The following is a 20,478-nucleotide window of genomic DNA, read 5'->3' on the forward strand; positions in this document are numbered from 1 at the left end:
CCTCGCAGAGCGAACGCAAATCGGCCCCTGTCGGGTCGTCAGGTCTGGGTAATGCTTCCGTCAAGCCGCAAGGCCATGCCCCATTGCCGGCGTGCCTGGACTCCGGCCTTCGCCGGAGTGACGGGAAATTCATGTCAGGCGGCCGCAACACCCTCAACGTCATCCCGGCGCAGGTCGGGATCCAGACACGCAGGAACCGGGCACGGCACCTGTCCTCCGCACGGGAGGCGCCCGTGACCATCGGATCGGCCGCGCCCGGAAAATCCCTGATCGTCCTCGGCATCGAGACGAGCTGCGACGAGACGGCTGCCGCCGTCGTCGTGCGCGAGGGCGAGGCGAACGGCCGCATCCTGTCCAACGTCGTGCGCTCCCAGCTCGCCGAGCACCGCCCGTACGGCGGCGTCGTGCCCGAGATCGCGGCCCGCGCTCACGTCGAGTGCCTGGACACAATCATCGAGGCGGCCCTCGCCGAAGCCGGTGTCGGGCTCACCGACCTCTCGGGCATCGCAGCGACCGCCGGGCCGGGGCTCAACGGCGGCCTCGTCGTCGGCCTCGTGACCGCCAAGACGCTGGCGCTCGCGGCGGATAAGCCGTTCCTTGCCGTCAACCATCTCGAGGCTCACGCGTTGACCGTCGGGCTGACCGACGGCCGCGCGCCGCCCTACCTCATGCTGCTGGTCTCGGGCGGCCACACGCAGACCCTCCTGGTCGAGGGGGTCGGTCGCTATCGCCGCATCGGCACCACCATCGACGATGCGATCGGCGAGGCCTTCGACAAGACGGCGAAGCTTCTGGGGCTCGGCTATCCGGGAGGGCCCGAGGTCGAGCGCTGGGCACTGAGCGGCAACGCCGCGCGTATTCCGCTGCCGCGCCCCATGGTCGGCCGCGCGGAGCCGCACTTCTCGCTCGCCGGCCTCAAGACCGCGCTGCGCCAGCGCGCCGAGGCGGCCGCCCCCCTCTCCGCGCAGGATGTCTCCGATCTCTGCGCCGCGTTCGAGGCCGCCGTCTGCGATATCGTCGTCGACCGCCTCGACCGCGCCATGGAGCTTTCCGAAGCGGCGTTCGTGTCCGGCGCCCCACGCTGGCTCGCCGTGGCCGGCGGCGTTGCCGCCAACAGGTCCATCGCCGCCGCGCTCGCGCGCCTCGCCGCGACGCGCGGCTTCCGCCTCTCCGTGCCGCCGCCCCACCTCTGCACGGACAACGGCGCCATGATCGCCTGGGCCGGCGCCGAGCGGCTGGCCCGCGGGCTCGTCGACGGGCTGGATTTCGCCGCGAGGCCCCGCTGGCCGCTCGACCCCGAGGCCCCCGCCGCCATCGGCGCCGGCGTCAAGGCTTGATAAACGCCATCACGGCGCCGCCACGGACAGGCGCCGTGCTATGTAAGCGGCACGAGAGGGAGGACGTGGGCGAATGACCATCGACAGGATCGGCGTGATCGGAGGCGGGGCGTGGGGCACGGCGCTCGCGCAGACGCTGGCGCTCGCTGGCCGCGAGGTCGTGCTCTGGGCGCGCGAGGAGGATACCGTCTCCGACATCAACACGCGCCACGTCAACCGCGCCTTCCTGCCCGGCATCGCCCTCGACCCGCGGCTTGTCGCGACCGACAGGCTCGAGGCGTGCGCCGCGGCTGACGCCATCCTGCTCGTGTGCCCGGCCCAGCACGTGCGCGCTGTCGCCGCCACGCTCGCGCCGAAGACGCGGCCCGGCCAGCCCCTCGTCGTCTGCGCCAAGGGCGTCGAGCAGGCGACCGGCAAGCTGATGGGCGAGGTCCTGGCCGAGACCGCGCCGGAGATGACGCTTGCCGTGCTCTCGGGCCCGAGCTTCGCCGCCGACGTGGCCCGCGGGCTGCCGGCCGCGCTCACGCTCGCCTGCCGCGACGAGCGCCTCGGCCGTGCCCTCGCCGAGCGCCTGGGCGACCGCCAGCTCCGCCTCTACTGGTCGGACGACCTCGTCGGCGTGGAGCTCGGCGGCGCGCTGAAGAACGTGCTCGCCATCGCCGCCGGCATCGTCGACGGCAAGGGCATGGGCGCGAGCGCGGCGGCCGCGCTCGTGACGCGCGGCTTCGCCGAGATGCGCCGTCTCGGCCATGCGCTGGGCGCGCGCCCCGAGACCATGATGGGGCTGTCGGGCCTGGGCGATCTGGTGCTGACCTGCGGCAGCCCGCAGTCACGCAACATGAGCCTCGGCCGCGCCCTCGGCCAGGGGGAGAGCCTGGCATCCGTCCTGGGTGCCCGCGTCTCGGTGACCGAAGGCGTCTACACGGCCGCCGCCGTCGTGCGGCTGGCCGGCGAGAAGCGGGTCGAGATGCCGATCTCCGCCGCCGTGCACGCCATCCTCGAAGGCCGCGTTTCGGTCGACGACGCCATTGCCGGTCTCATGAGCCGTCCCTTCAAGGCCGAGGACTAGGCTCGGACCTCGTGATGGGATGAGCAGTGATGGGCGAGGCCGCCCATGCTTGAGCCGCGCATGATATGGCGTAAGGTCGAGCCGGGCGCGAGAGACGAGGCGGAGACCGCATGGCCTACTGGTTGCTGAAATCCGAACCCGACGCCTTCTCCTGGGATGACCTGATCGCAAAGGGCGCCAAGGGCGAGCCATGGACGGGCGTGCGCAACTTCACGGCCCGCAACAACATGAAGGCTATGAAAATCGGCGACCGGGGTTTCTTCTACCATTCGAATATCGGCAAGGAGGTCGTCGGTATTTGTGAAGTGATCGCGCTCGCCCATCCCGATCCGACCGACGACACCGGCAAGTGGCAATGCGTCGACGTGCGCGCCGTGGAGCCGCTGCCGCGCCCCGTGACGCTCGAGGAGGCCAAAGCCAATCCGCGCCTGTCGGAGATGTCGCTCGTGACGTCGTTCCGCCTCTCGGTGCAGCCCGTGACGGATGCCGAATGGGCCGAGGTCTGCCGCATGGGCGGCCTTGCAAAGCAGAAGCCTGCGAGCAAGAAGCCCGCAAAGCGGACATGAGCCACGCCATGCCCGCCGCGCTGGACCCGCACGATGAAGCGTCTGCGCGACGCTTCATCGCCGCCAACACGCGGCCCCTCACGCCTCCGCTCGTGCCCGAGATCCGCCTCTACCTCGCCGAGGAAAGCCTGCCGATCTGGCAGAAGACCGAGGAGGAGCTGGGCGAGATGAACGTGCCGCCGCCTTACTGGGCCTTTGCCTGGGCCGGCGGGCAGGCCCTTGCGCGCTACCTTCTCGATAATCCGGCGCTTGTCATGGATAAGCCCGTCGTCGACCTCGGCACCGGATCGGGGCTCGCCGCCATCGCTGCTAAGCGCGCCGGCGCCGCAACCGTGCTCGCCGCCGACATCGATGCGCTGGCCCTTGTGGCTGTCCGCGTCAATGCCGCCTTGAACGGCGTGAGCATCGAGACGACCCGTGACGACCTCCTGGCCGCACTGCCGGGCCCGGCGGCCGTGGTGCTCGTCGGCGACCTGTTCTACGAGCGCGAGCTCGCAGAGCGCGTCACGGCTTACATCACGCGTGCCGCCGTCCAAGGTGCCCGCGTGCTGATCGGCGACCCGCAGCGCAGCTACTTCCCGCGGGATCGCTTCGGGCTCGCTGCCGCCTACCAGGTGCCCGTCACGCGCGAGCTCGAGGACGCCGAGATCAAGCGCACCTCCGTCTGGCAGCTCTGAGAGCTTATTGCCGCGTCCCGGGTTCCTCGCGCCGGCGCAAAAGCTTGGCGTGCAGCGCGCGGGCCGTCGCCTCGATTTCTGCGAGCCGCCCGTGCCGCATCTCGGACGCGACGACTTTCATGGCGGCCGCAAGCGTCATCGGGTGGGCGAGCCCGAGCCGCACCATGATGCGCAACGCCTCCCTTTCGGCGTCCTCGTGGACCCGGATGGGCTGACGCATGCGAAGGATCAGATCGTCCAGAACCGGGTTCCGGGACGTCATGGCGGTTCCCTCCCTCGGTGCGGCGGGATCGTGGCCTCCAATCGCGGCCTTGAGATGTGGAAGTCATATAACGCCTCGGGGCCCGACCGGGGTTCCGATCCCGTCCGGCCCTGGGGCCTGCGGCGCGGGCGCGCAGGATTGTGCCGGCCGGGGCTGCAACTCGGCCTTGAACGGAGGGCGAATTCGGCCTATCAAGGCGCGCTTCCGACCCTCGCGCGGGTCTCGGACAGCGACAAGCCGCAATAGCTCAGTTGGTAGAGCACGTCATTCGTAATGACGGGGTCACAGGTTCGAGTCCTGTTTGCGGCACCAAAAACCCCATTATAAGCCAAGTATCTATCGTGACCCGCCACACGAAACCTGGCGCGTAAGGGAACGACAGCCATAAAATAAGCCGTCGACGAGTCCCGCACCGCACCGAGTCGGCTGCCGACCTTCCCGTTCGTCGCATCGCGGCCGCGCATCACGTCATTGCCGCCCTCACGCTGCCGACCGCCGCGTTCGCCGCGATGGCCTCGCGCCGGTCGCGGCCGAACGGGCAGTTGACACAACGGGAAATGTCGCTCAGCGACGCATTTGATCGGATTAGCATTCGCGCCGTGTTGGAAGCCGAGCACTGTTGGACGCCAGCTAATCCCTCGATCGCGAACGAGTTCCCGAGGGCCGGTTCGGAAGATCACTGCGCAATCGTTGCAAATTCGAGTGCCGTCGGGTTGCCGCACACGGCAGGAAGATTTTGTTCGCCGGTTCGGGACAGCAGGCAGATCATCCGTATGCTCACCTGTTTCGAAAGAGCAACAGACGTATGGTTACTTCCTTACAAAACCTTGCGGAACATGGTAGGACGCTGCTCCCGTCTCATACTGCGTCCTGTCATATCGTCTTGCGTCACCGGGAGCCGTCCGCAGATGCGGGCGGCTCCCTTGCCGTTTAGGTCGCGGCGTCGTTGCCGGCTCTTGCTGATAGCCCGCTTGCCGGGCTGCCGTATGCGCGTGAAGGAGCCGCTAGAGAGCTCAGGCGAACAGGGACAGCTTCCCGAAATGCTCGGCCAGCAAATAGTAGACGGTCACCCTATTCCTTGCGCGCTCGCCTCTGAGCTTCTCGCCGACCGCCGCTATGGCCTTATCGAGTTCGGCATCGGGAGCGGTGAGACCCAGCTTCTTCTTGAGGAAATTATCGCGGACCCTTGCGAGCTCCTGCTCGTCACTGAACGAGACAAGCGATGAGTCCCTTTGCTGCAAGGCGATCCCGGCGTAGCGTACGATGCCGGCAATCGCCGCCTCATCCGCGTCGGGAACGTGCTTCTTGACGTTAGCGGCCCAATCCGTAGCCATAGACACCTCCAAAATATGCCGACCGACGATTCCAATGTCCTCAAACGGGAACAGTAGCAGCCGCCGCGTTTCACCACGATCGGACTTTAGGTCCTCGGTGTCTGGGTGGTCTACTGCTCCGTAGGAAAAAAGGCGTTAGGCCGACGCTGCAGGCGCGTGGCAGGGAGGGGGAGATGCCCCTCTTCCGACCCATCAACGCTACCTCGGCACGTCTCTCTTTTCTCTTATTGTGTGGCAACCTGAGTGGAGCGGCCAACGAATTTCGTTTCGTCGGTATCGAATGAGGTCACGTCCAGCGCGTTGTCCTTGGCGTTCTCGTAGGTGAAGCGGAAGTTCGGATTGGCCGAGAGCGAAAATCCCGTCTCCGCCTCGAACACCAGGTCGTCCCCACGCATCACCGTCACCTCGCGGATGAAGCGCGCCGGCACATACGCCCGGGTGTCCGGATCCATCTGCAATCCGTTGGTGTTGGGATGCTTGATCATGATCTGCGCCTCGCGCAACGCCGACGTAGCGGCCGCCGGGTCGAAACTCTTGACCAGGGTCTTGCCGAGATCGTCGTTGGCTCTGTCCGCATCCTTTGGCGCCGGCGCCGCGCACCCGCCGGACGCCTTCACAAACGCCTTCGTCATATGCAGCACGCCGTCGTCCGTCTCGACGATCGCGTGAACGTAGGAATAGGTGTCGATGCGCACGCGCGTCGTAAAGTGGCGCTCGCCGCCGCCCTCTCCCGCTGCCGGTCCGAATCTCAGCGCCGCCGCCACCGGAGCCGGGTTCTTGTCGATGATCAACCACATCGCCTTCAGCGGGCCTTTGACCGTCGGAGGGACGCGGATGGTGATCGGCACGACGGCGGCATCCTCGGCTCTCTCCGGCGCCTCGAGAAGCACTACTCCGTCACCCTCCGTGATCGCGCGCGACCCGAACACCTCGCTCTGCAGCGAGGGCCAGATGTCCTCGTCGGCGCGCGCCGCTCCGTCCGCGTGAATAAGAAGGCCCACCGCCATCGCAATGGCGACGGCATAGCGACCGGTCGCGTGCCTGTGCATTTCCATCGTTGAGTCTCCGCTCATTTAGTCCCATTCGAGTTCTGCGAACGCCACGCCAGAAAACTACGTCGTCAGCCGCTCCAAGGCCTGGCGATAGGCGGGCTTGACCACCGAGGGATCCTTCAACGCCCAGGCCACGATGCTTGCCCCCTGCAGCGTGCTGAGGAGCAGCAAGGCGCAGGCTTTGGGCGATCGGCCATTCTCTATCTCTCCGGCCGCGAGTCCGTCAGCCAACACCGTCTCGAGCCACGCCAGGTGAAGCGCGAAGAACTTGCTCACGCGCTGTTGCATGGAAGCGGGAAGGTAGGCGGCGTCGGCAGCGAGCGCGCCGCACAGGGGCATTTGCCCATCCTGCAGGCTGGCCGCAAAGAAGTCGCCATAGGCCAGCAGCTTGCGTTTTGTCGTGGCCGAACGTTCCGAAAGCGCATCCAGCTTGGCGGCAAACCGCTCGAGATAGCTGTCGATGACAGCTGCACCCAAGGCTTCCTTGGTCGGAAAGTGATGGTGAATGCTGGCTTTGCGGATGCCGACGCGCTCGGACAGATCCGCGTAGCTGAACGCGGCGTAGCCGATCGTCCGAATGAGCGTTTCGGCCTCGGAAAGCAGCGCAGACTTGGTATCGACAGGGATCATTCTTGGTACCTACCTACTACATGGTAGGTATGTCAAGCGTGCCCCTGCGGTCATAAGCTGCTCCGGCGTCCCGATCCGCCGGGGGCAGCGCGTGGATCGCGCCGCCCGCCGCTCGGAAACTGGCGGGCTTCCGTCAATGTCCGCCAAACACGAGAACCTTGATGGGAAACACAAGCGCCTGCAAACGCAGGATTAATGCGTGCACGACGCTGACGGTGTCCACGACATGCAGTCCCAGCCACTTCCAAAAGCCGATGTCAGGGTCCGAGAGCCGGTCGTGGTTGTTCGTGTAAGCATTTGCAATGCAACTGCTGCCCGGAGTGACCCGGTCGATACCGCCCTCGAAAAGCGGCTGCAGGAAAACGGTCAACGTGCCGGGAGCGCCGGTCTTGGCGGCATCGATCAGCTGTTCTCCGGTTCTGATTTGTCCGGCGGCGATGAAACTCTGGACGTCCGTGACCACCAGGGGAATGATGGTCCAGGGAACAGAGGCACACGTCACCTCGGCCACCATGCCGACCCGCATGACCTGAGCTTCAATCTGGTTGAAACCGGCGATGAGATATCTCCGGCCCGCTTCGGAGGGAATGAGAATGCCCGCCGGCCGCATGAGAGGATTGACGACATCGCCGATGCGAAGCGTGAACTGCTCGATGTATCCTGCGACACCGGCATAAACCACGGTTTTGCTCAGTGCGACCTGAGCCTGCTCGCGCGCCGCCTCCGCACTTGCCCGGGCGGCGGGAAGCAGCGTCGAGAGCTTCTTTTCCGCGCTTTCCTTCGCTGCAACGGCAGCGGCGACCGCGCCTTGGCGCCCGTCCACGATATTCTGCAAGCGCTCGACTTCGCGTTGGGTGACAACGTCTGCGTTTCGCCGCTGCAGCTCCTGCTTCGTCGCCAGCTCATCGACCGCCTGCTTGAGGGCCCCTTCCGCTTGCTGGATCTGGCCTGCGGCTCCGGCGATTTCCGCCTTTGCGACGGCCATCTGGCCATCGATCTCGGCAATCTTCCTGTCGGCAACTTCGAGCGCCGCCCGCTCATCGTTGCTGTCCAGTTTGAAGATCGGCTGGCCTTTTTCAACCTTGTCCGTCACCCCGACGAGAACCTCCGACACACGGCCGTTGGTTTCCGGAAGAATCGGGATCGTGCGGAAATAGGACGTCACGGCGGTCGTAGACGGGTGGAAGTAGAAGATAACCGTGATGAGGCCGACCGTTAGCATCAAACAGGTGGTGATGCCGTACCTGAACTCATACCAGAACGAGTAGAAGGTGATCTCATGTCCGAAACGCTTGCCTTGGCCGTACCGGCGGTAAAGGTAGTCCGGAAAGAGCGTGAAGAGCGAACATACCAGAAGCTCGAGCATGTCTCATGATCCCCGCTTCGCGCTGTCGCTATTTATCGCGGTCTCGGCCGAATGTATTTTTTGGGCATCCTCTGCGGGTTTTGTATATTGAGCCGTGCCGTCTGCGGTTGCGATCCTATCCAGAGAAACGGCCATCTGGTTGAGAGGCTTTCGAAAATCCCACGATGAAAAATCCGGGAATCGAATAAGAGCGAGCAGCAACGCTGCAACCCAGAACGCATGGATATGCGTGAACAATGACAGCAGCGCCAGCACGGCCACGATGTCGAATTGCACCTTGTTGTGCACCATCCGCTCCGGCAAAGAGTGCAGCCAGAAGAAGAAGACACCTATGCCAAGCACCGAAAATACAAGGACAATCGCCATAATCACCAGCAACACGTCGGTCTGGCCGGGCGCGGTAATGAAGAAGGGCAGGTGATGAGGCGCTGCCTCATTAACAGATGGGCTCATGGCATCCCTAGACGAGTTCAATCACCGCTCACCAACCCCGGCCGCGTTCCCTATTGCTTTGGAAGCGTGCATCTGGCTGCTTCGCGACGATGTTTCTTATGTCGTGCGACGATTTCTATATTCCATATTATTACCTTGTCGCGATCCCGTACATATGTAACAAACGCCGAACGCGACCCGGCCGAGAAGACGCGCCACGCGTTTCATGGAGTTGGGTTAAATGGCATTCCGAGCGCAAGCGAAGGCGGATAGGGGCCCGGCTTCCAATTTGCTGACCCTTGGCAGCGACGCATTCGGTTACTGGATTGATGCGTGCCAACGCTCGATCCTTTTCTTCGACGTTATGCGCCAGCGTGGCGAGCAATATCGCGAGCACCTTGCCGAGGTTGCGCCTCACGTCCTCAAATTCGAATACGATCTTGAGATGGACGGTCGCCTCCTTCCGCGGCCAACGAATTACGTGCTCGTGCGGATCAAGCCGCCGCGCGATGTTGCAGTCGATCCGAAAAAGCGTCCTTTCATCGTCGTCGACCCTCGAGCGGGGCACGGTCCGGGCATCGGCGGGTTCAAGCCGGAGAGCGAGATCGGCGTTGCGCTGAAGGCCGGGCACCCCTGCTATTTCATCGGTTTTCTGCCTGATCCGATGCCGGGCCAGACCATTGAGGACGTGGCGCGCACCGAAGCCGCGTTCATCGAGCACGTTATCACGTGCCACCCGGACGCGGAGGGAAAGCCAGCCGTTGTCGGCAACTGCCAGGCCGGATGGGCCGTCATGATGCTCGCCGCCATGAAACCCGAGCTCTTCGGGCCGATCATTGTTGCGGGCTCTCCGCTTTCGTATTGGGCCGGCGTGCATGGAGAAAATCCCATGCGCTACTCCGGTGGTCTCCTGGGCGGCAGCGGGTTGACCGCGCTGACCGGCGACCTCGGAAACGGCAAGTTCGATGGCGCGTGGCTGGTCACGAACTTCGAGAACCTCAATCCGGCGAACACCTACTGGTCTAAGCTCCACAATCTTTACGCCAAGGTCGATAGCGAAGGCCCGCGATTCCTCGATTTCGAGCGGTGGTGGGGCGGACATGTGCTCCTCAACGCCGACGAGATGCAGTTCATCGCCGACGAGCTTTTCATCGGCGACAGGCTGGCGGCGGGAGAGATACGGACGTCCGACGGTTGTCGCGTCGACCTTCGCGCCATCAAATCTCCCATCATCGTCTTCTGCTCGAAGGGCGACAACATCACGCCTCCGCCGCAGGCACTCGGCTGGATCCTCGACTTGTATGACAGCGTCGACGACATCCGCGCGCATGGCCAGACGATCGTTTACACGGTGCACGATACGATCGGGCATCTCGGCATCTTCGTATCCCAGTCCGTCGCCAGAAAGGAACACGAGGAATTTGCGAGCAACATCGATCTGATCGATGTGCTTCCGCCCGGCCTCTATAACGCGGTGATCACGCCGAGGGATGACGCCACCAGCGGGGACGATCTGATCGAGGGCGAGTATCACGTCCGCTTCGAGGCGAGAACGATCGACGACATTCGCGCGCTGTGCGCCAACAGCCCCGAGGACGACCGCAAGTTCGAGACCGTGTCTCGCATATCCAAGATCAACCTCGACCTCTATCGGCTGCTGTGGCAGCCCTGGGTGCGGAGTTTCGTGACCGAGGCCTTCGCTGAAGGGAGCCGCAGGCTTCACCCGTCCCGGGTTCAGTTCGAAATGTTTGCGCCGTCCAATCCCTTCGTGCCGACTTTGGAGAAAGTCGCGGATCTGGTCCACAGCAACCGGCAGGCTGTGCCGGCGACCAACGTGTTCTGGCAGATGCAGGAGTGCTTCTCGCATTACATGGAGACGTCGCTCGAAGCATATCGCAAGATGCGAGACGATGCGTCAGAGGCGATTTTTCATCTTGTGTACGGATCTCCCCTTCTCCAGGCGTTCGTCGGGCTCGGTCCGTCCGACGTCGACTGGCGTACGGCAAAGGACCCTGCCCATCTCTCGCGTGTGGCGGAGCGTGTCGAGGAATTACGAGATCAGATTGATGAAGGCGGCGCGCGCGAGGCCATCATCCGCGCGTTGATCTACGTGCGGATGCCGGAAGGCGTCGTCGATGAGCGCGGCTTCAATTTCCTTCAGCGCGTACGGGATGAGGCCGGCAGCGGACTGAAGCTCGCCGAATTCAAACGCATCCTGCGCGAGCAGTACTTCATGCTTTTGATCGATGAAGCGCGCGCGGTCGCAGCGATCGGCGGCATGCTCACCGCCGAGCCCCGGCTCGCCTCACGATTGAAAGCGGTATTCTCTCATCTGATCGACGCGGTCGGTGTCAACACGGAATTGGCCAAGACCCGCCTTGCCGAGATCGAGGCCATATTCGCAAATCCCGATGCGCAGGGCAGTCCTTCTGCCGAGGACAAGGTTTCATCATTGAGGACGGCGCGGCATGGAGAACTCCGGCCCGTCCGCAAAGCATGAGAGCCGAGATTTCAATCAGGAGACATGCGCTATGGCTGGCTTGTTACGTCCTCAAGATCTCAATCTCATAAGCTCCGAATCCGAAGCCGAGAAAATGGATGAAGAGCGGCGCTTGAAACAGCGAAAGGAGCAGCAGCAGGCCGAGCTGCGTGACGCGTTCCTCTCGCGAGAGATTCATCCCGAGGCGATCGACCGGATCAACAGTGCTGTGAGCATTGCCGCCAAGCAAGGCGTTCACCAGATCCAGGTCATCACCTTTCCCTCCAAATACTGCACCGACGGCGGCAGGCGCATCAATATCGCGGATCCCGAGTGGCCCAGCACGCTCGATGGCTTCGCGAAAAAGGCCTACGACTTCTATGTGAAGGAGCTCAAGCCGCTCGGCTACAAAGTGCATGCGGAGATCATCAGCTTTCCCGAGGGCAGGCCGGGAGATGTTGCGCTGTATCTCAAGTGGTAAAGCATGAGAAAAAAGCATGAGAAATATGAGCGCCTCATAGCCGCCGCCCGGGAAAAGGCGCCGTTGGCGACGGCGGTTGCCCATCCCTGTGATGAAACCTCGTTGCAAGGGGCGCTGGAAGCGGCCGAGGCGGGCCTTATCGTTCCTATCCTCGTCGGCCCCAAGGAAAAAATCGCCGCGGTCGCCAGATCTCTCAAGGCGGACATTTCGCGTTTCGAGATCGTCGATGTTTCTCACAGCCATGCCGCTGCCGAGAAGGCGGTGGAGCTCGTGCGCCTGGGAAAAGCCGAGCTCCTGATGAAAGGGAGCCTTCACTCGGATGAGCTCCTGAGTGCCGTTGCGAACCGCGAAACGGGATTGCGAACGGCTCGGCGTATCAGCCACGTGTTCGTCATGGATGTGCCGGCGCATCCGCAGACGCTCTTCATCACGGACGCGGCCGTCAACATTGCGCCCGACCTCATGGCTAAACGCGACATCATCCAAAATGCGATCGATCTTTTCACCGGGCTCGACCTTGGCACGCCCAAGGTCGCGATTCTCTCTGCGGTCGAAACCATAAACCCGAGCATCCCCTCGACCATCGAGGCCGCGGCGCTGTGCAAGATGGCCGATCGCGGACAAATCACGGGCGGCGAAATCGACGGCCCGCTAGCGTTCGACAACGCGATCAGCATGGAGGCTGCCCGCATAAAGGGCATCAAATCCCCGGTGGCCGGACAGGCGCAGATCTTGGTCGTTCCCAACCTGGAAGCCGGCAACATGCTGGCAAAAAATCTGTCGTTCCTTTCGAAGGCGGACGCTGCCGGCATCGTCCTCGGCGCCCGCGTCCCGATTATTCTGACCTCACGCGCCGACAACGTGCGCACGCGCATGGCCTCATGCGCCGTCGCCATGCTCTTCGCTCATAGGCGCAGAGTGACCGAACCGGTTCGCGTCTGAGCCATGAGCGATACCATTCTCGTCATCAACGCCGGCAGCTCCAGCATCAAGTTTCAACTTTTTGCCGTAGCTGCCGAAGGCCCGCCGGATCGGCAGCTCAAGGGACAGATCGACGGGATCGGCACGCGCCCGCGGCTGCGCGCGACGGACGCAAAAGGCGAAAGCGTTGCTGAAGAGAGTTGGTCAGGGACGGACGTTGCCGACCTGCCGAAGGCCTTCGAAAGGCTGATCGCGTTCCTGAGAACGTATATCGACGACAAATTGCCGGTGGCCATCGGCCATCGCGTCGTCCACGGCGGACCGGATTACAGCGAGCCCATCGCTGTCGACGCGCAAATCCTGGCGAAACTCGAGCGTCTCTCTCCTCTCGCACCCCTGCACCAGCCGAACAATCTTGCGCCGATCCGTATCGCGCTCGAGCGCCAGCCGCAAATGTTGCAGGTCGCCTGTTTCGACACGGCGTTCCATAGAGGTCACCCCGAGGTCGCCGACCGCTTTGCCATCCCGGAGGAGCTCTACGTCAAAGGCATACGGCGCTACGGCTTTCACGGCCTCTCCTACGAATACATCACCCGTCGCTTGCACGACGTCGCACCGGAGGTCGCGGATGGGCGCATCGTCGTCGCGCACCTGGGCAGCGGCGCGTCCATGTGTGCCATCTCGGCCGGAAAAAGCATCGACAGCACCATGGGCTTCACGGCCCTCGATGGGCTCCCGATGGGAACCCGTCCGGGTCAACTCGACGCCGGCGTCGTTCTCCATCTCGTGAGCGAGGGGATGAGCGCGAAGGATATCGAAAGCCTGCTTTACAAGGAATGCGGTCTCAAGGGCCTCTCCGGCATCAGCAACGATGTGAGGGAGCTGTTGGAAAGCGCGGATCCCCGGGCGAAGTTTGCGATGGAGTACTTCACCTACCGCATTGCGCTCTTCGCCGCCCAGCTGACCGCCGCGATGGAGGGGATCGATGCCCTGGTCTTCACGGCTGGCATCGGCGAAAATTCACCCGTCATTCGCGAGGCGGTTCTCACGCGCCTGTCGTGGCTTGGACTCGACCTGGCGATCGACGCCAATCGACGCAACGAGCTCTGCATCACACGCAAGGACTCGCGGGTTCGCGCATACGTCGTGCCGACCGACGAGGAGCTCATGATTGCGATCCATACACGCGAGCTGATGCGCAATCCCGGTACAACGAAACTCGCGGAGAAACGCGCATGATCGACGTCTCATCGCTGGCCCTTCTCAAAGGGAAAAAGGCTCTCGTCACCGGCATTGCAAACGACCAGTCGATAGCGTGGGGATGCGCGAAGGCATTCCACGCGTTCGGCGCGGATCTGGCCATCACCTACCTCAACGAAAAGACCAGGCGCTTCACCGAACCTCTCGCGAAAGAGGTCAATGCGTCTCTCTATCTGCCTCTCGATCTCCAGCATGACGGCGAGCTCGAGACGGTCTTTGAAGCCGTGAAGAAGAAATGGGGAAAGCTCGACATCGTCCTCCATTCCATCGCCTTCGCGCCGAAAGAGGACCTGCATGGACGCGTCGTCGATTGTTCGAAGGAGGGCTTCTTGCAGGCGATGGACCTCTCCTGCTGGTCCTTTATCAGGATGGCGCATCTCGCCGAACCGCTGATGAAAGCCGGCGGCACGCTGTTCACGATGACCTACCATGGCTCACAGCGGGTTGTCGAAAATTACAACATGATGGGCCCGGTGAAGGCCGCGCTCGAATCTGCAACGCGCTACATCGCGGCGGAACTGGGTCCGAAAGGAATTCGCGCGCATGCCATATCGCCCGGCCCCTTGAGGACGCGCGCGGCCTCCGGGATCAGCGAGTTCGATCGGCTCCTGCGAAAAGTAGAGTCCAAGGCACCGAGCCGCAGCCTGGTATCGATCGACGATGTCGGCGTCGCCGTAGCCGTGCTTGCAATGAACGGCGCGAAGCTGATCACCGGCAACACGCTCTATATTGACGGCGGCTATCACATCATGGACTGAAGCAAGCCAGGAACGAGCTCTGCGCCGGTCATTCCGGAAGCCGTCCTAGTAGAGCTCGGGGATCAGCCTCAGGCGTGCGTCGGTGCTTTCACCGGCGTGGACCTTGCGCTTGGGAAGCTTGACCTTTTTGCGCTCGACATCCTCGTAAGGGATCTGCGACAGCAGATGGCGAATGATATTGAGCCGTGCCCGTCGCTTGTCGTCGGAGCGTGCAACGTTCCACCGCGCCCAGGAGGTGTCGGTCGCTGAGAACATCTCATCGCGTGCCTTCGTATAGTCGTTCCATCGTGTGTACGACTTCACGTCCATATCCGAGAGTTTCCAGATCTTGCGCCCGTCGTTGATGCGCTCCTCGAGGCGTCGCGTCTGCTCCTCGGCAGAGACCTCGAGCCAGTACTTGATCAGGATCACGCCGGAGTCCACGACGGCCTTTTCGACGCTCGGAACGACATCGAGGAAACGGCGGGCCTGCTCGTCCGTACAAAAGCCCATGACCCGCTCGACGCCGGCGCGATTGTACCAACTGCGATCGAATATCACGACCTCACCGCCGGCCGGCAGGTGAGGCAGGTAGCGCTGGACATACATTTGCGATTTTTCACGCTCGGTCGGTGCCGGCAGCGCAACGACGCGGAAGATGCGAGGGCTCACCCTCGCTGTTATGGCCTTGATCGTTCCACCCTTTCCGGCTCCGTCACGCCCCTCGAAAATAATGCACACCTTGCTCGACGTGTGGCGCACCCACTCCTGAAGCTTGACCAGCTCGACGTGCAGGTCGCGCAGTTCGCGCTCGTATTGCTTACGTTTCAGCTTCGCTCCGGAAGCCTGCGCATCCGCTTCCTCGTCGGGTGCCGGCTTGCGGCGCTTGACGTCGCCTCGATTGCCCATTTTGACGCTCCACGCTTTTCGTTCGAGTTATTCAGAGGGCCTCACCGTCCGATGAAGTTCGGGCTTCTCTTTTCCAGGAACGCCTGGATGCCTTCGGCATAGTCCGCGCTGTCGTAAACGATGCGGCGCAGACCCTGAACGCGCTCGAAACGCCGCGGACTCATGGGATTTGCGCCTGCAAGCATGCGCATCTGCTCTTTCATGACCGAAATCGAGAGCGGGGCATTCTTGCTGATGTCCGCGGCCAAAGCGTCGACGAACGCCTCGATTTCGCTCGCTTCCACGACGTGGTTGATCATTCCGAGCCGCTCGGCGCGTTCGGCCGAAATCGGCTTGGCCGTGAACAGCATCTCTTTCACGATACGAAGCGAGCAGGCATTCATGAACGTCTGCATGCCCGACACGTTATATGGCACGCCAAGCCGCGCCGGCGTCACCGCAAATGTCGCCGTGGGCGATGCGATAATCAGATCGCAGGCAAAGACAAGCTCGCAGGCCCCACCCCAAACGCCGCCTTCGACAAGCGCGATCACGGGCGCCGGCAGCTCCTCGACGGAGCGAACGAGATGGCGGAGAGGGTCATTCCAACCGAGAGGATCGCGTCCGCCCTTCGGCAGCTCGCTCACGTCGTGTCCGGCCGACCATACCCTGACGCCGGCTCGCGCCCGCAGGACGACCACACGCGCATTCTCAGACGCGCACCGGGACAAAGCCTCGATAAGCTCTTCGATCAGCGCCGTTGACAGCGCATTGCGCTTAGCAGGTTGATCAAGCGTTATGGTAGCAATTGCACCCGAAAAATCGGTTCGGACGAGAGACATGCGCGACCCACGCAACCGGGAGAAGTTATTCTAGCGATAACAGCAAATTGGGCGTAACGTAACACGAAAAGGATAAAAAATGCAGGGTCGATTGTTCCGGACATTTTCCGGATAACACCTGCGTTTTTCGAACGTCGCAAAAGAGCGTTCATGCCGGATATTTCAGCCTACCGGGCCGAATGTCTTCTGAAAGGGGGCGCGCCGACGATCTTGCGGGCGATCCGGCCTGACGACAGGCGGAGCATCATCGACGCATTCAAGGATGCCGCGCCCGAGTCGATCTATACCCGCTTCTTCACTTATAAGAAGAGCCTTTCTGACGCCGAGCTCTCTGACCTCACGGACGTCGACTTCGATCGGGTCGTCGCACTGGTTGCAACGACGCGCGTCGGCGATCGGGAAAGCCTGATTGCAGGCGGCCGCTATGTCGTGAGCGAGAGCGCCAGCGGCAACCGGACTGCGGAGCTTGCCTTCATGACGCGAGGCGACTATCGCGGGCAAGGCGTCGCCCGTCTACTTCTCGCGCATCTGGCAAGCATCGCGCGCCAACACGACATTCAGCGTTTTGAAGCCGTTGTCTTGCCGGAAAATGCTGCCATGCTCTCGGTGTTTCGAGGCTGTGGACTTCCGGTCGAGATGGTGATGGAGGATGGCGTAGTCCACGTCCAAATCCACTTGCGCGAGAGTGCAGGGCCGAAAGTCCCGAAGGCAACCAATGGCACCGATTGATCGCGTTGCGCCCGGCTTGGCCGCGCTCATGCGGTACAAAGCGACGGATGCCCCTGCCGATTTACGGGCGGGCCTGGCGGTTGCAGCCGTCGCGGTCCCGGTCGGGATCGCCTACGCGCAGTTAGCGGGATTTCGACCGGAGACCGGACTCTACGCGACCATTTTGCCTCTGGTCGCCTATGCGATATTTGGCAGCTCCCGCCAGCTGATCATCGGTCCTGATGCCGCAACGTGTGCCGTGGTGGCGGCGGCTGTAGCGCCTCTCGCCGCGGGAGACCCGGCAAGCTATGCCGCGCTCTCGGCCACGCTTGCGGCTCTCGCCGGAGCGATGTGCATAGCGGCGAGCTTTCTGCGCCTCGGCGTCATTGCCGATTTCCTTTCGAAGCCCATTCTGATCGGTTTCCTGAACGGCGTCGCGCTCTCCATCATTCTCGGCCAAGCCGACAAGATTTTTGGGTTTGCGCTGCATGAAGATCGGGTCTTGCCGCGCATCATCGAAATCGCCGGGGGATTAGGGGGCACCCACTGGCCCACGCTCGCCGTCGCGGCAGCAACACTCGCCACCATGGTGATCCTGCCGCGCATCACCGCTTGGCTGCCTGCATCGCTCGCCGGAATGGCGTGTGCGGGTCTGCTCGTCCATCTCTTCAATCTCTCGGACCTCGGAGTGAAAACCATCGGCGCGGTGCCAGGCGGGTTTCCGCTACCGACATTGCCGAGTGCCGCCCTGACCACGGTTCCGTTGCTCCTGGCGGAGGCCGCGGGTCTCGCCCTCGTATCTTTTTCCAGCATGATGCTCACGGCGCGGGCCTTTGCGTCCAAAAACGGCTACGACGTCGATCCTGATCAGGACTTCGCGGCGTTGGGCGCGGCAAACATCTCGTCGTCCCTTTTGCAGGGGTTTGCCGTAAGCGGCGCGAGCTCACGCACCGCTGTGGCAGATGCCGCGGGTGGCAGAACGCACGCTGTCGGCCTCGTCGCGGCGGCAGCGGTGACGCTCGTCCTCATGTTCCTGACCCGTCCCCTCGAATATGTGCCGTTGGCGGCGCTCGGCGTCGTGCTCGTCATGGCAGGCCTGGCGCTGATCGACGTCGGAAATCTGCGTCTCATCTACCGCATCGATCCGGTCGAGGCGTTGCTCTCCATTCTCGCAACGCTGGGCGTCCTCGCCGTGGGGCCGGTCAATGCCATCCTGTTTGCGGTCATCCTTGCGACCCTGCGATTCATAAAGCTGATGTCGCGGCCGCGTGTCGAGCTGCTCGGCAAGGTGGCCGGATTTCCGGGGTTGCATTCCCTGGAGCGACATCAGGCCGGGCAAGCCATCCCTGGCCTGCTTCTCTTCCGATTCAATGCGCCGATCACGTTTTTCAATGCCGGGTATTTCAAACGCGAGCTGATGCGCGCCGTCGACGATGCGGGGCCCGGCTTACGTCATGTCGTTGTCGATATGCTTCCCGTGACGAACATCGATGCAACGGGGCTTCTCACCATTCTCGAGGCTGAGGACGCTCTCGATGCGCGCGGCATCCGCTTGAACGCCGCCGGCCGGGCGACCGAGTGGGGAGGGTGGGCGCAGAGCCGGGGCTTCGAGGGCCGCCGCATTCGTCTTTTCCCGACCTTGAGGCAAGCCATCCGAGAGCTCTCGGGCGATACGGGAGCGTAAGTGTCGGCGCAGGCAACGGGTGAGCGAACTCACAGTTTGCGGCGCTTGCGTAAAGAAATCGGCGTTCACCAGCCGGATCTGGACCGGCGCGCCATAGCGGGCAAAGCTGACGCCGACGTCCTCGAGCCGACAGTGATTAGCGTCGCGTCGAAACCGACTTTGCGGCGCGGCAGATCAAAACTGCTGACCGCGTAGAGGGGCGAAAAGCCGCTCGTGCAGTTCGTTGTAGAGCTCGAGAGGGTCACACCGATACGCCGCTTTGACATCGGGAGCAATCGATCGAGGTATAGAGCGTCAACGGCGATACCGGAGCGTTTCCGTATGTCGCGCGCGTTGACCGGCACGGTTCTCGCTGCCCGCCGGGTCATCCGAAGAGCGCCGAGAAGCCGTTTCTCGGGAGCGGTGAACCTTTCGAAAAAGTAAGGCAACCGCCAAGCGGTCTCGATCGTAGGTGTGGCATGGCAGCTTGAAGCCTGCTTGTGGTGAGCGCCGGGCGCTCCCGATCGATGCAGAAAGGAACATCTCCATGACAGTCAAAAGCGCCGCTCTGACGGTGGCAGCGGCCCTGTGCGCCGCGACGCTGGCAAGTGCCGCAGAGGCGAGGGGCCCGAACGTCGGTGCCGGTCCCGCAGGCGGACACGTCGGATCGATGGCCCCCATGGGACATGCCGCAGGACATGCGGGCCACGGACCCGGCCACATGGCAAACCATATGGGCAGCAGCCATATGGGACATGTGGTCCGCGGGCATGACGGCCATCACCACCACCACGGTTTTTTCCCGGTGTATGGCTTCGGCATCGATGATGGCTATTACGATTACGATTACTACGGCGATGACGACTGCTACCGCGTTTATCGCCATCACCGCTGGCGGATTGTCTGCGAGGATTGATGACAGCGAAGGGATGCGGCGGCTTTCTCGTTGAGGGTCATCGAGCGGGCCGCGCCGAGGAGGAAAAGGGCCGGCGGAACGAAGTTTCGGGCGCCGCGTTGTGTCGGCGATCGCGATCCCTCATCGAACCGTAGAAGGAGCCGTCCATGGCCCAGTCGTATCAGTCCTACCAGTCCGCCGCCGAAGCCCGCGCGCGGGACAGCGAGGATACCTTCCATGAGCTCCGGCAGAAGGCCGACGCCGTCGCCGACGGCGGCGCCAAGGCGATCGAGGCCGCCGGCGAGAAGGCCGAGCACGCATTCGCCGCGACGAAGCGCTTCGTGCAGGACCAGCCCTATGTCGCCATCGGCGCCGTCATCGTTGTGGGATGCGCGTTGGGTGCGCTCTGGAAGCTGACGGCCGGACGCCGTGATCCGGCCCTTCTCGATCGCCTCTCCGATTATGTCGAGCCGGGCTACCGCGCCCTGCGCCGGCGCATCTAGAAAAAGCGAAACGAGCGCAAAGAGGAAGCCCGTTCGCCTGTTGCGGATGGGCTCTTGTTTGAAAAGACCGAGGGAACCCGCCCGTGGACTTGTGCGTTCACGCTCCCAGGAATCCGGGAGGATCAGTCCATGACCGCGAGCAAACGCAAGCAGAAGGCCGAGCTCGAAAAGGAGCTCGACAAGGCCCTCGAAGCGACGTTTCCCGCCAGCGATCCGGTTGCCATCGAAGGCAAAACCTCGGATCGTCCGGATCGCCCCGTCGATCGACGCCCGCCCAGGATCGACAAGAACCTCGTCGAGGCGCTGGCAAAAAAGGTGGCGAAGAAGAAAGGCGCAGCCTGAGGCGGCCGCGCATGCGGTCCGCTCGCGGCCCATC

At 63.1% G+C, this 20,478-nt stretch carries 23 protein-coding genes and 1 tRNA gene; 16 read left to right on the forward strand and 8 right to left on the reverse strand.

Features of this window, described 5'->3' with window-relative positions; translation table 11 throughout:
* Window positions 1-266: 266 nt before the first annotated feature.
* From tsaD to V7082_RS02370, 4 genes are all read left to right on the forward strand, one after another.
* Window positions 267-1,337: a tRNA (adenosine(37)-N6)-threonylcarbamoyltransferase complex transferase subunit TsaD gene (gene tsaD / locus V7082_RS02355; protein ID WP_334146101.1), complete on the forward strand. Its 1,071-nt coding sequence runs from the start codon at window positions 267-269 to the stop codon at window positions 1,335-1,337.
* Window positions 1,338-1,410: 73 nt separating this feature from the next.
* The gene (locus tag V7082_RS02360) at window positions 1,411-2,406 is read left to right on the forward strand and encodes an NAD(P)H-dependent glycerol-3-phosphate dehydrogenase (RefSeq protein WP_334146000.1); all 996 of its coding nucleotides are present in this window, start codon (window positions 1,411-1,413) and stop codon (window positions 2,404-2,406) included.
* A 110-nt stretch (window positions 2,407-2,516) separates the two neighbouring features.
* Window positions 2,517-2,972: an EVE domain-containing protein gene (locus tag V7082_RS02365; RefSeq protein WP_334146002.1), complete on the forward strand. Its 456-nt coding sequence runs from the start codon at window positions 2,517-2,519 to the stop codon at window positions 2,970-2,972.
* Window positions 2,897-3,649 carry a class I SAM-dependent methyltransferase gene (locus tag V7082_RS02370; RefSeq protein WP_442909744.1) on the forward strand — a complete coding sequence of 251 codons (753 nt, stop codon included), beginning with the start codon at window positions 2,897-2,899 and terminating at the stop codon, window positions 3,647-3,649. Before V7082_RS02365 ends, V7082_RS02370 begins: the two co-directional genes overlap by 76 nt.
* Window positions 3,650-3,653: 4 nt before the next feature.
* Here the strand turns inward: V7082_RS02370 and V7082_RS02375 are convergent, their stop codons facing one another.
* The gene (locus V7082_RS02375; protein WP_334146005.1) at window positions 3,654-3,911 is read right to left on the reverse strand and encodes a hypothetical protein; all 258 of its coding nucleotides are present in this window, start codon (window positions 3,909-3,911) and stop codon (window positions 3,654-3,656) included.
* A gap of 236 nt (window positions 3,912-4,147) precedes the next feature.
* On the opposite strand from V7082_RS02375, the gene V7082_RS02380 reads away from it, so the two are divergent.
* Window positions 4,148-4,223, forward strand: a tRNA-Thr gene (locus V7082_RS02380).
* 701 nt (window positions 4,224-4,924) lie between these two features.
* Here the strand turns inward: V7082_RS02380 and V7082_RS02385 are convergent.
* The 5 genes from V7082_RS02385 to V7082_RS02405 all read right to left on the reverse strand — a co-directional run bounded on the left by V7082_RS02385 (window position 4,925) and on the right by V7082_RS02405 (window position 8,746).
* A complete protein-coding gene (locus V7082_RS02385) occupies window positions 4,925-5,245 on the reverse strand; it encodes a DUF2853 family protein (protein WP_334146006.1) in 321 nt (106 codons plus the stop codon).
* A 224-nt stretch (window positions 5,246-5,469) separates the two neighbouring features.
* On the reverse strand, window positions 5,470-6,300 hold the full coding sequence (locus tag V7082_RS02390) for a quinoprotein dehydrogenase-associated SoxYZ-like carrier (protein WP_334146007.1): 831 nt from the start codon (window positions 6,298-6,300) through the stop codon (window positions 5,470-5,472).
* Between the two features lie 57 nt (window positions 6,301-6,357).
* A complete protein-coding gene (locus tag V7082_RS02395) occupies window positions 6,358-6,927 on the reverse strand; it encodes a TetR/AcrR family transcriptional regulator (RefSeq protein WP_334146008.1) in 570 nt (189 codons plus the stop codon).
* 133 nt (window positions 6,928-7,060) lie between these two features.
* Window positions 7,061-8,293 carry an HlyD family secretion protein gene (locus tag V7082_RS02400; protein WP_334146009.1) on the reverse strand — a complete coding sequence of 411 codons (1,233 nt, stop codon included), beginning with the start codon at window positions 8,291-8,293 and terminating at the stop codon, window positions 7,061-7,063.
* Window positions 8,294-8,296: 3 nt separating this feature from the next.
* Window positions 8,297-8,746, reverse strand: coding sequence for a hypothetical protein (locus V7082_RS02405; protein WP_334146010.1), 450 nt, complete (start codon window positions 8,744-8,746; stop codon window positions 8,297-8,299).
* A 220-nt stretch (window positions 8,747-8,966) separates the two neighbouring features.
* On the opposite strand from V7082_RS02405, the gene V7082_RS02410 reads away from it, so the two are divergent.
* From V7082_RS02410 to fabI, 5 genes are read left to right on the forward strand one after another with little or no spacing between them, the layout of a single operon-like run.
* On the forward strand, window positions 8,967-11,225 hold the full coding sequence (locus V7082_RS02410; RefSeq protein ID WP_334146012.1) for a DUF3141 domain-containing protein: 2,259 nt from the start codon (window positions 8,967-8,969) through the stop codon (window positions 11,223-11,225).
* Complete coding sequence (locus V7082_RS02415; protein ID WP_334146014.1) at window positions 11,194-11,685, forward strand: hypothetical protein; 492 nt, start codon at window positions 11,194-11,196, stop codon at window positions 11,683-11,685. Before V7082_RS02410 ends, V7082_RS02415 begins: the two co-directional genes overlap by 32 nt.
* A gap of 3 nt (window positions 11,686-11,688) precedes the next feature.
* On the forward strand, window positions 11,689-12,627 hold the full coding sequence (locus tag V7082_RS02420; protein WP_334146016.1) for a bifunctional enoyl-CoA hydratase/phosphate acetyltransferase: 939 nt from the start codon (window positions 11,689-11,691) through the stop codon (window positions 12,625-12,627).
* 3 nt (window positions 12,628-12,630) lie between these two features.
* Complete coding sequence (locus tag V7082_RS02425) at window positions 12,631-13,845, forward strand: acetate/propionate family kinase (protein WP_334146017.1); 1,215 nt, start codon at window positions 12,631-12,633, stop codon at window positions 13,843-13,845.
* The gene (fabI, locus tag V7082_RS02430) at window positions 13,842-14,624 is read left to right on the forward strand and encodes an enoyl-ACP reductase FabI (protein ID WP_334146018.1); all 783 of its coding nucleotides are present in this window, start codon (window positions 13,842-13,844) and stop codon (window positions 14,622-14,624) included. The genes V7082_RS02425 and fabI overlap by 4 nt, the downstream gene beginning before the upstream one ends.
* A 45-nt stretch (window positions 14,625-14,669) precedes the next feature.
* On the opposite strand, the gene ppk2 is transcribed toward fabI, so the two are convergent.
* On the reverse strand, window positions 14,670-15,512 hold the full coding sequence (gene ppk2, locus V7082_RS02435; RefSeq protein WP_334146020.1) for a polyphosphate kinase 2: 843 nt from the start codon (window positions 15,510-15,512) through the stop codon (window positions 14,670-14,672).
* Window positions 15,513-15,553: 41 nt separating this feature from the next.
* Window positions 15,554-16,333: a methylmalonyl-CoA decarboxylase gene (scpB, locus tag V7082_RS02440; protein ID WP_334146022.1), complete on the reverse strand. Its 780-nt coding sequence runs from the start codon at window positions 16,331-16,333 to the stop codon at window positions 15,554-15,556.
* A 150-nt stretch (window positions 16,334-16,483) separates the two neighbouring features.
* Between scpB and V7082_RS02445 the strand changes: the two genes are divergently transcribed.
* From V7082_RS02445 to V7082_RS02470, 6 genes are all read left to right on the forward strand, one after another.
* The gene (locus V7082_RS02445) at window positions 16,484-17,062 is read left to right on the forward strand and encodes a GNAT family N-acetyltransferase (protein WP_334146024.1); all 579 of its coding nucleotides are present in this window, start codon (window positions 16,484-16,486) and stop codon (window positions 17,060-17,062) included.
* On the forward strand, window positions 17,049-18,725 hold the full coding sequence (locus V7082_RS02450) for a SulP family inorganic anion transporter (protein WP_334146026.1): 1,677 nt from the start codon (window positions 17,049-17,051) through the stop codon (window positions 18,723-18,725). The genes V7082_RS02445 and V7082_RS02450 overlap by 14 nt, the downstream gene beginning before the upstream one ends.
* Complete coding sequence (locus V7082_RS02455; RefSeq protein ID WP_334146029.1) at window positions 18,726-18,920, forward strand: hypothetical protein; 195 nt, start codon at window positions 18,726-18,728, stop codon at window positions 18,918-18,920. It begins immediately after the preceding gene.
* Window positions 18,921-19,251: 331 nt separating this feature from the next.
* Complete coding sequence (locus V7082_RS02460; protein WP_334146030.1) at window positions 19,252-19,620, forward strand: hypothetical protein; 369 nt, start codon at window positions 19,252-19,254, stop codon at window positions 19,618-19,620.
* 146 nt (window positions 19,621-19,766) lie between these two features.
* Window positions 19,767-20,102: a glycine zipper domain-containing protein gene (locus V7082_RS02465; protein WP_334146032.1), complete on the forward strand. Its 336-nt coding sequence runs from the start codon at window positions 19,767-19,769 to the stop codon at window positions 20,100-20,102.
* A gap of 129 nt (window positions 20,103-20,231) precedes the next feature.
* Window positions 20,232-20,444, forward strand: coding sequence for a hypothetical protein (locus tag V7082_RS02470; protein WP_334146033.1), 213 nt, complete (start codon window positions 20,232-20,234; stop codon window positions 20,442-20,444).
* The last annotated feature ends 34 nt before the right edge of the window (window positions 20,445-20,478 follow it).

Origin of the sequence: Hyphomicrobium sp. (genome assembly GCF_036833075.1) — a bacterium.
GTDB lineage: Bacteria > Pseudomonadota > Alphaproteobacteria > Rhizobiales > Hyphomicrobiaceae > Hyphomicrobium_C.

What these genes read in the sequence shown, in the direction of transcription:
- V7082_RS02360 (WP_334146000.1), top strand. Translation starts at nt 1,411, where the DNA reads ATGACCATCGACAGGATCGGCGTGATCGGAGGCGGGGCGTGGGGCACG.
- V7082_RS02365 (WP_334146002.1), top strand. Translation starts at nt 2,517, where the DNA reads ATGGCCTACTGGTTGCTGAAATCCGAACCCGACGCCTTCTCCTGGGAT.
- V7082_RS02370 (WP_442909744.1), top strand. Translation starts at nt 2,897, where the DNA reads ATGGGCCGAGGTCTGCCGCATGGGCGGCCTTGCAAAGCAGAAGCCTGC.
- V7082_RS02375 (WP_334146005.1), bottom strand. Translation starts at nt 3,911, where the DNA reads ATGACGTCCCGGAACCCGGTTCTGGACGATCTGATCCTTCGCATGCGT.
- V7082_RS02385 (WP_334146006.1), bottom strand. Translation starts at nt 5,245, where the DNA reads ATGGCTACGGATTGGGCCGCTAACGTCAAGAAGCACGTTCCCGACGCG.
- V7082_RS02390 (WP_334146007.1), bottom strand. Translation starts at nt 6,300, where the DNA reads ATGGAAATGCACAGGCACGCGACCGGTCGCTATGCCGTCGCCATTGCG.
- V7082_RS02395 (WP_334146008.1), bottom strand. Translation starts at nt 6,927, where the DNA reads ATGATCCCTGTCGATACCAAGTCTGCGCTGCTTTCCGAGGCCGAAACG.
- V7082_RS02400 (WP_334146009.1), bottom strand. Translation starts at nt 8,293, where the DNA reads ATGCTCGAGCTTCTGGTATGTTCGCTCTTCACGCTCTTTCCGGACTAC.
- V7082_RS02405 (WP_334146010.1), bottom strand. Translation starts at nt 8,746, where the DNA reads ATGAGCCCATCTGTTAATGAGGCAGCGCCTCATCACCTGCCCTTCTTC.
- V7082_RS02410 (WP_334146012.1), top strand. Translation starts at nt 8,967, where the DNA reads ATGGCATTCCGAGCGCAAGCGAAGGCGGATAGGGGCCCGGCTTCCAAT.
- V7082_RS02415 (WP_334146014.1), top strand. Translation starts at nt 11,194, where the DNA reads ATGGAGAACTCCGGCCCGTCCGCAAAGCATGAGAGCCGAGATTTCAAT.
- V7082_RS02420 (WP_334146016.1), top strand. Translation starts at nt 11,689, where the DNA reads ATGAGAAAAAAGCATGAGAAATATGAGCGCCTCATAGCCGCCGCCCGG.
- V7082_RS02425 (WP_334146017.1), top strand. Translation starts at nt 12,631, where the DNA reads ATGAGCGATACCATTCTCGTCATCAACGCCGGCAGCTCCAGCATCAAG.
- fabI (WP_334146018.1), top strand. Translation starts at nt 13,842, where the DNA reads ATGATCGACGTCTCATCGCTGGCCCTTCTCAAAGGGAAAAAGGCTCTC.
- ppk2 (WP_334146020.1), bottom strand. Translation starts at nt 15,512, where the DNA reads ATGGGCAATCGAGGCGACGTCAAGCGCCGCAAGCCGGCACCCGACGAG.
- scpB (WP_334146022.1), bottom strand. Translation starts at nt 16,333, where the DNA reads ATGTCTCTCGTCCGAACCGATTTTTCGGGTGCAATTGCTACCATAACG.
- V7082_RS02445 (WP_334146024.1), top strand. Translation starts at nt 16,484, where the DNA reads ATGCCGGATATTTCAGCCTACCGGGCCGAATGTCTTCTGAAAGGGGGC.
- V7082_RS02450 (WP_334146026.1), top strand. Translation starts at nt 17,049, where the DNA reads ATGGCACCGATTGATCGCGTTGCGCCCGGCTTGGCCGCGCTCATGCGG.
- V7082_RS02460 (WP_334146030.1), top strand. Translation starts at nt 19,252, where the DNA reads ATGACAGTCAAAAGCGCCGCTCTGACGGTGGCAGCGGCCCTGTGCGCC.
- V7082_RS02465 (WP_334146032.1), top strand. Translation starts at nt 19,767, where the DNA reads ATGGCCCAGTCGTATCAGTCCTACCAGTCCGCCGCCGAAGCCCGCGCG.
- V7082_RS02470 (WP_334146033.1), top strand. Translation starts at nt 20,232, where the DNA reads ATGACCGCGAGCAAACGCAAGCAGAAGGCCGAGCTCGAAAAGGAGCTC.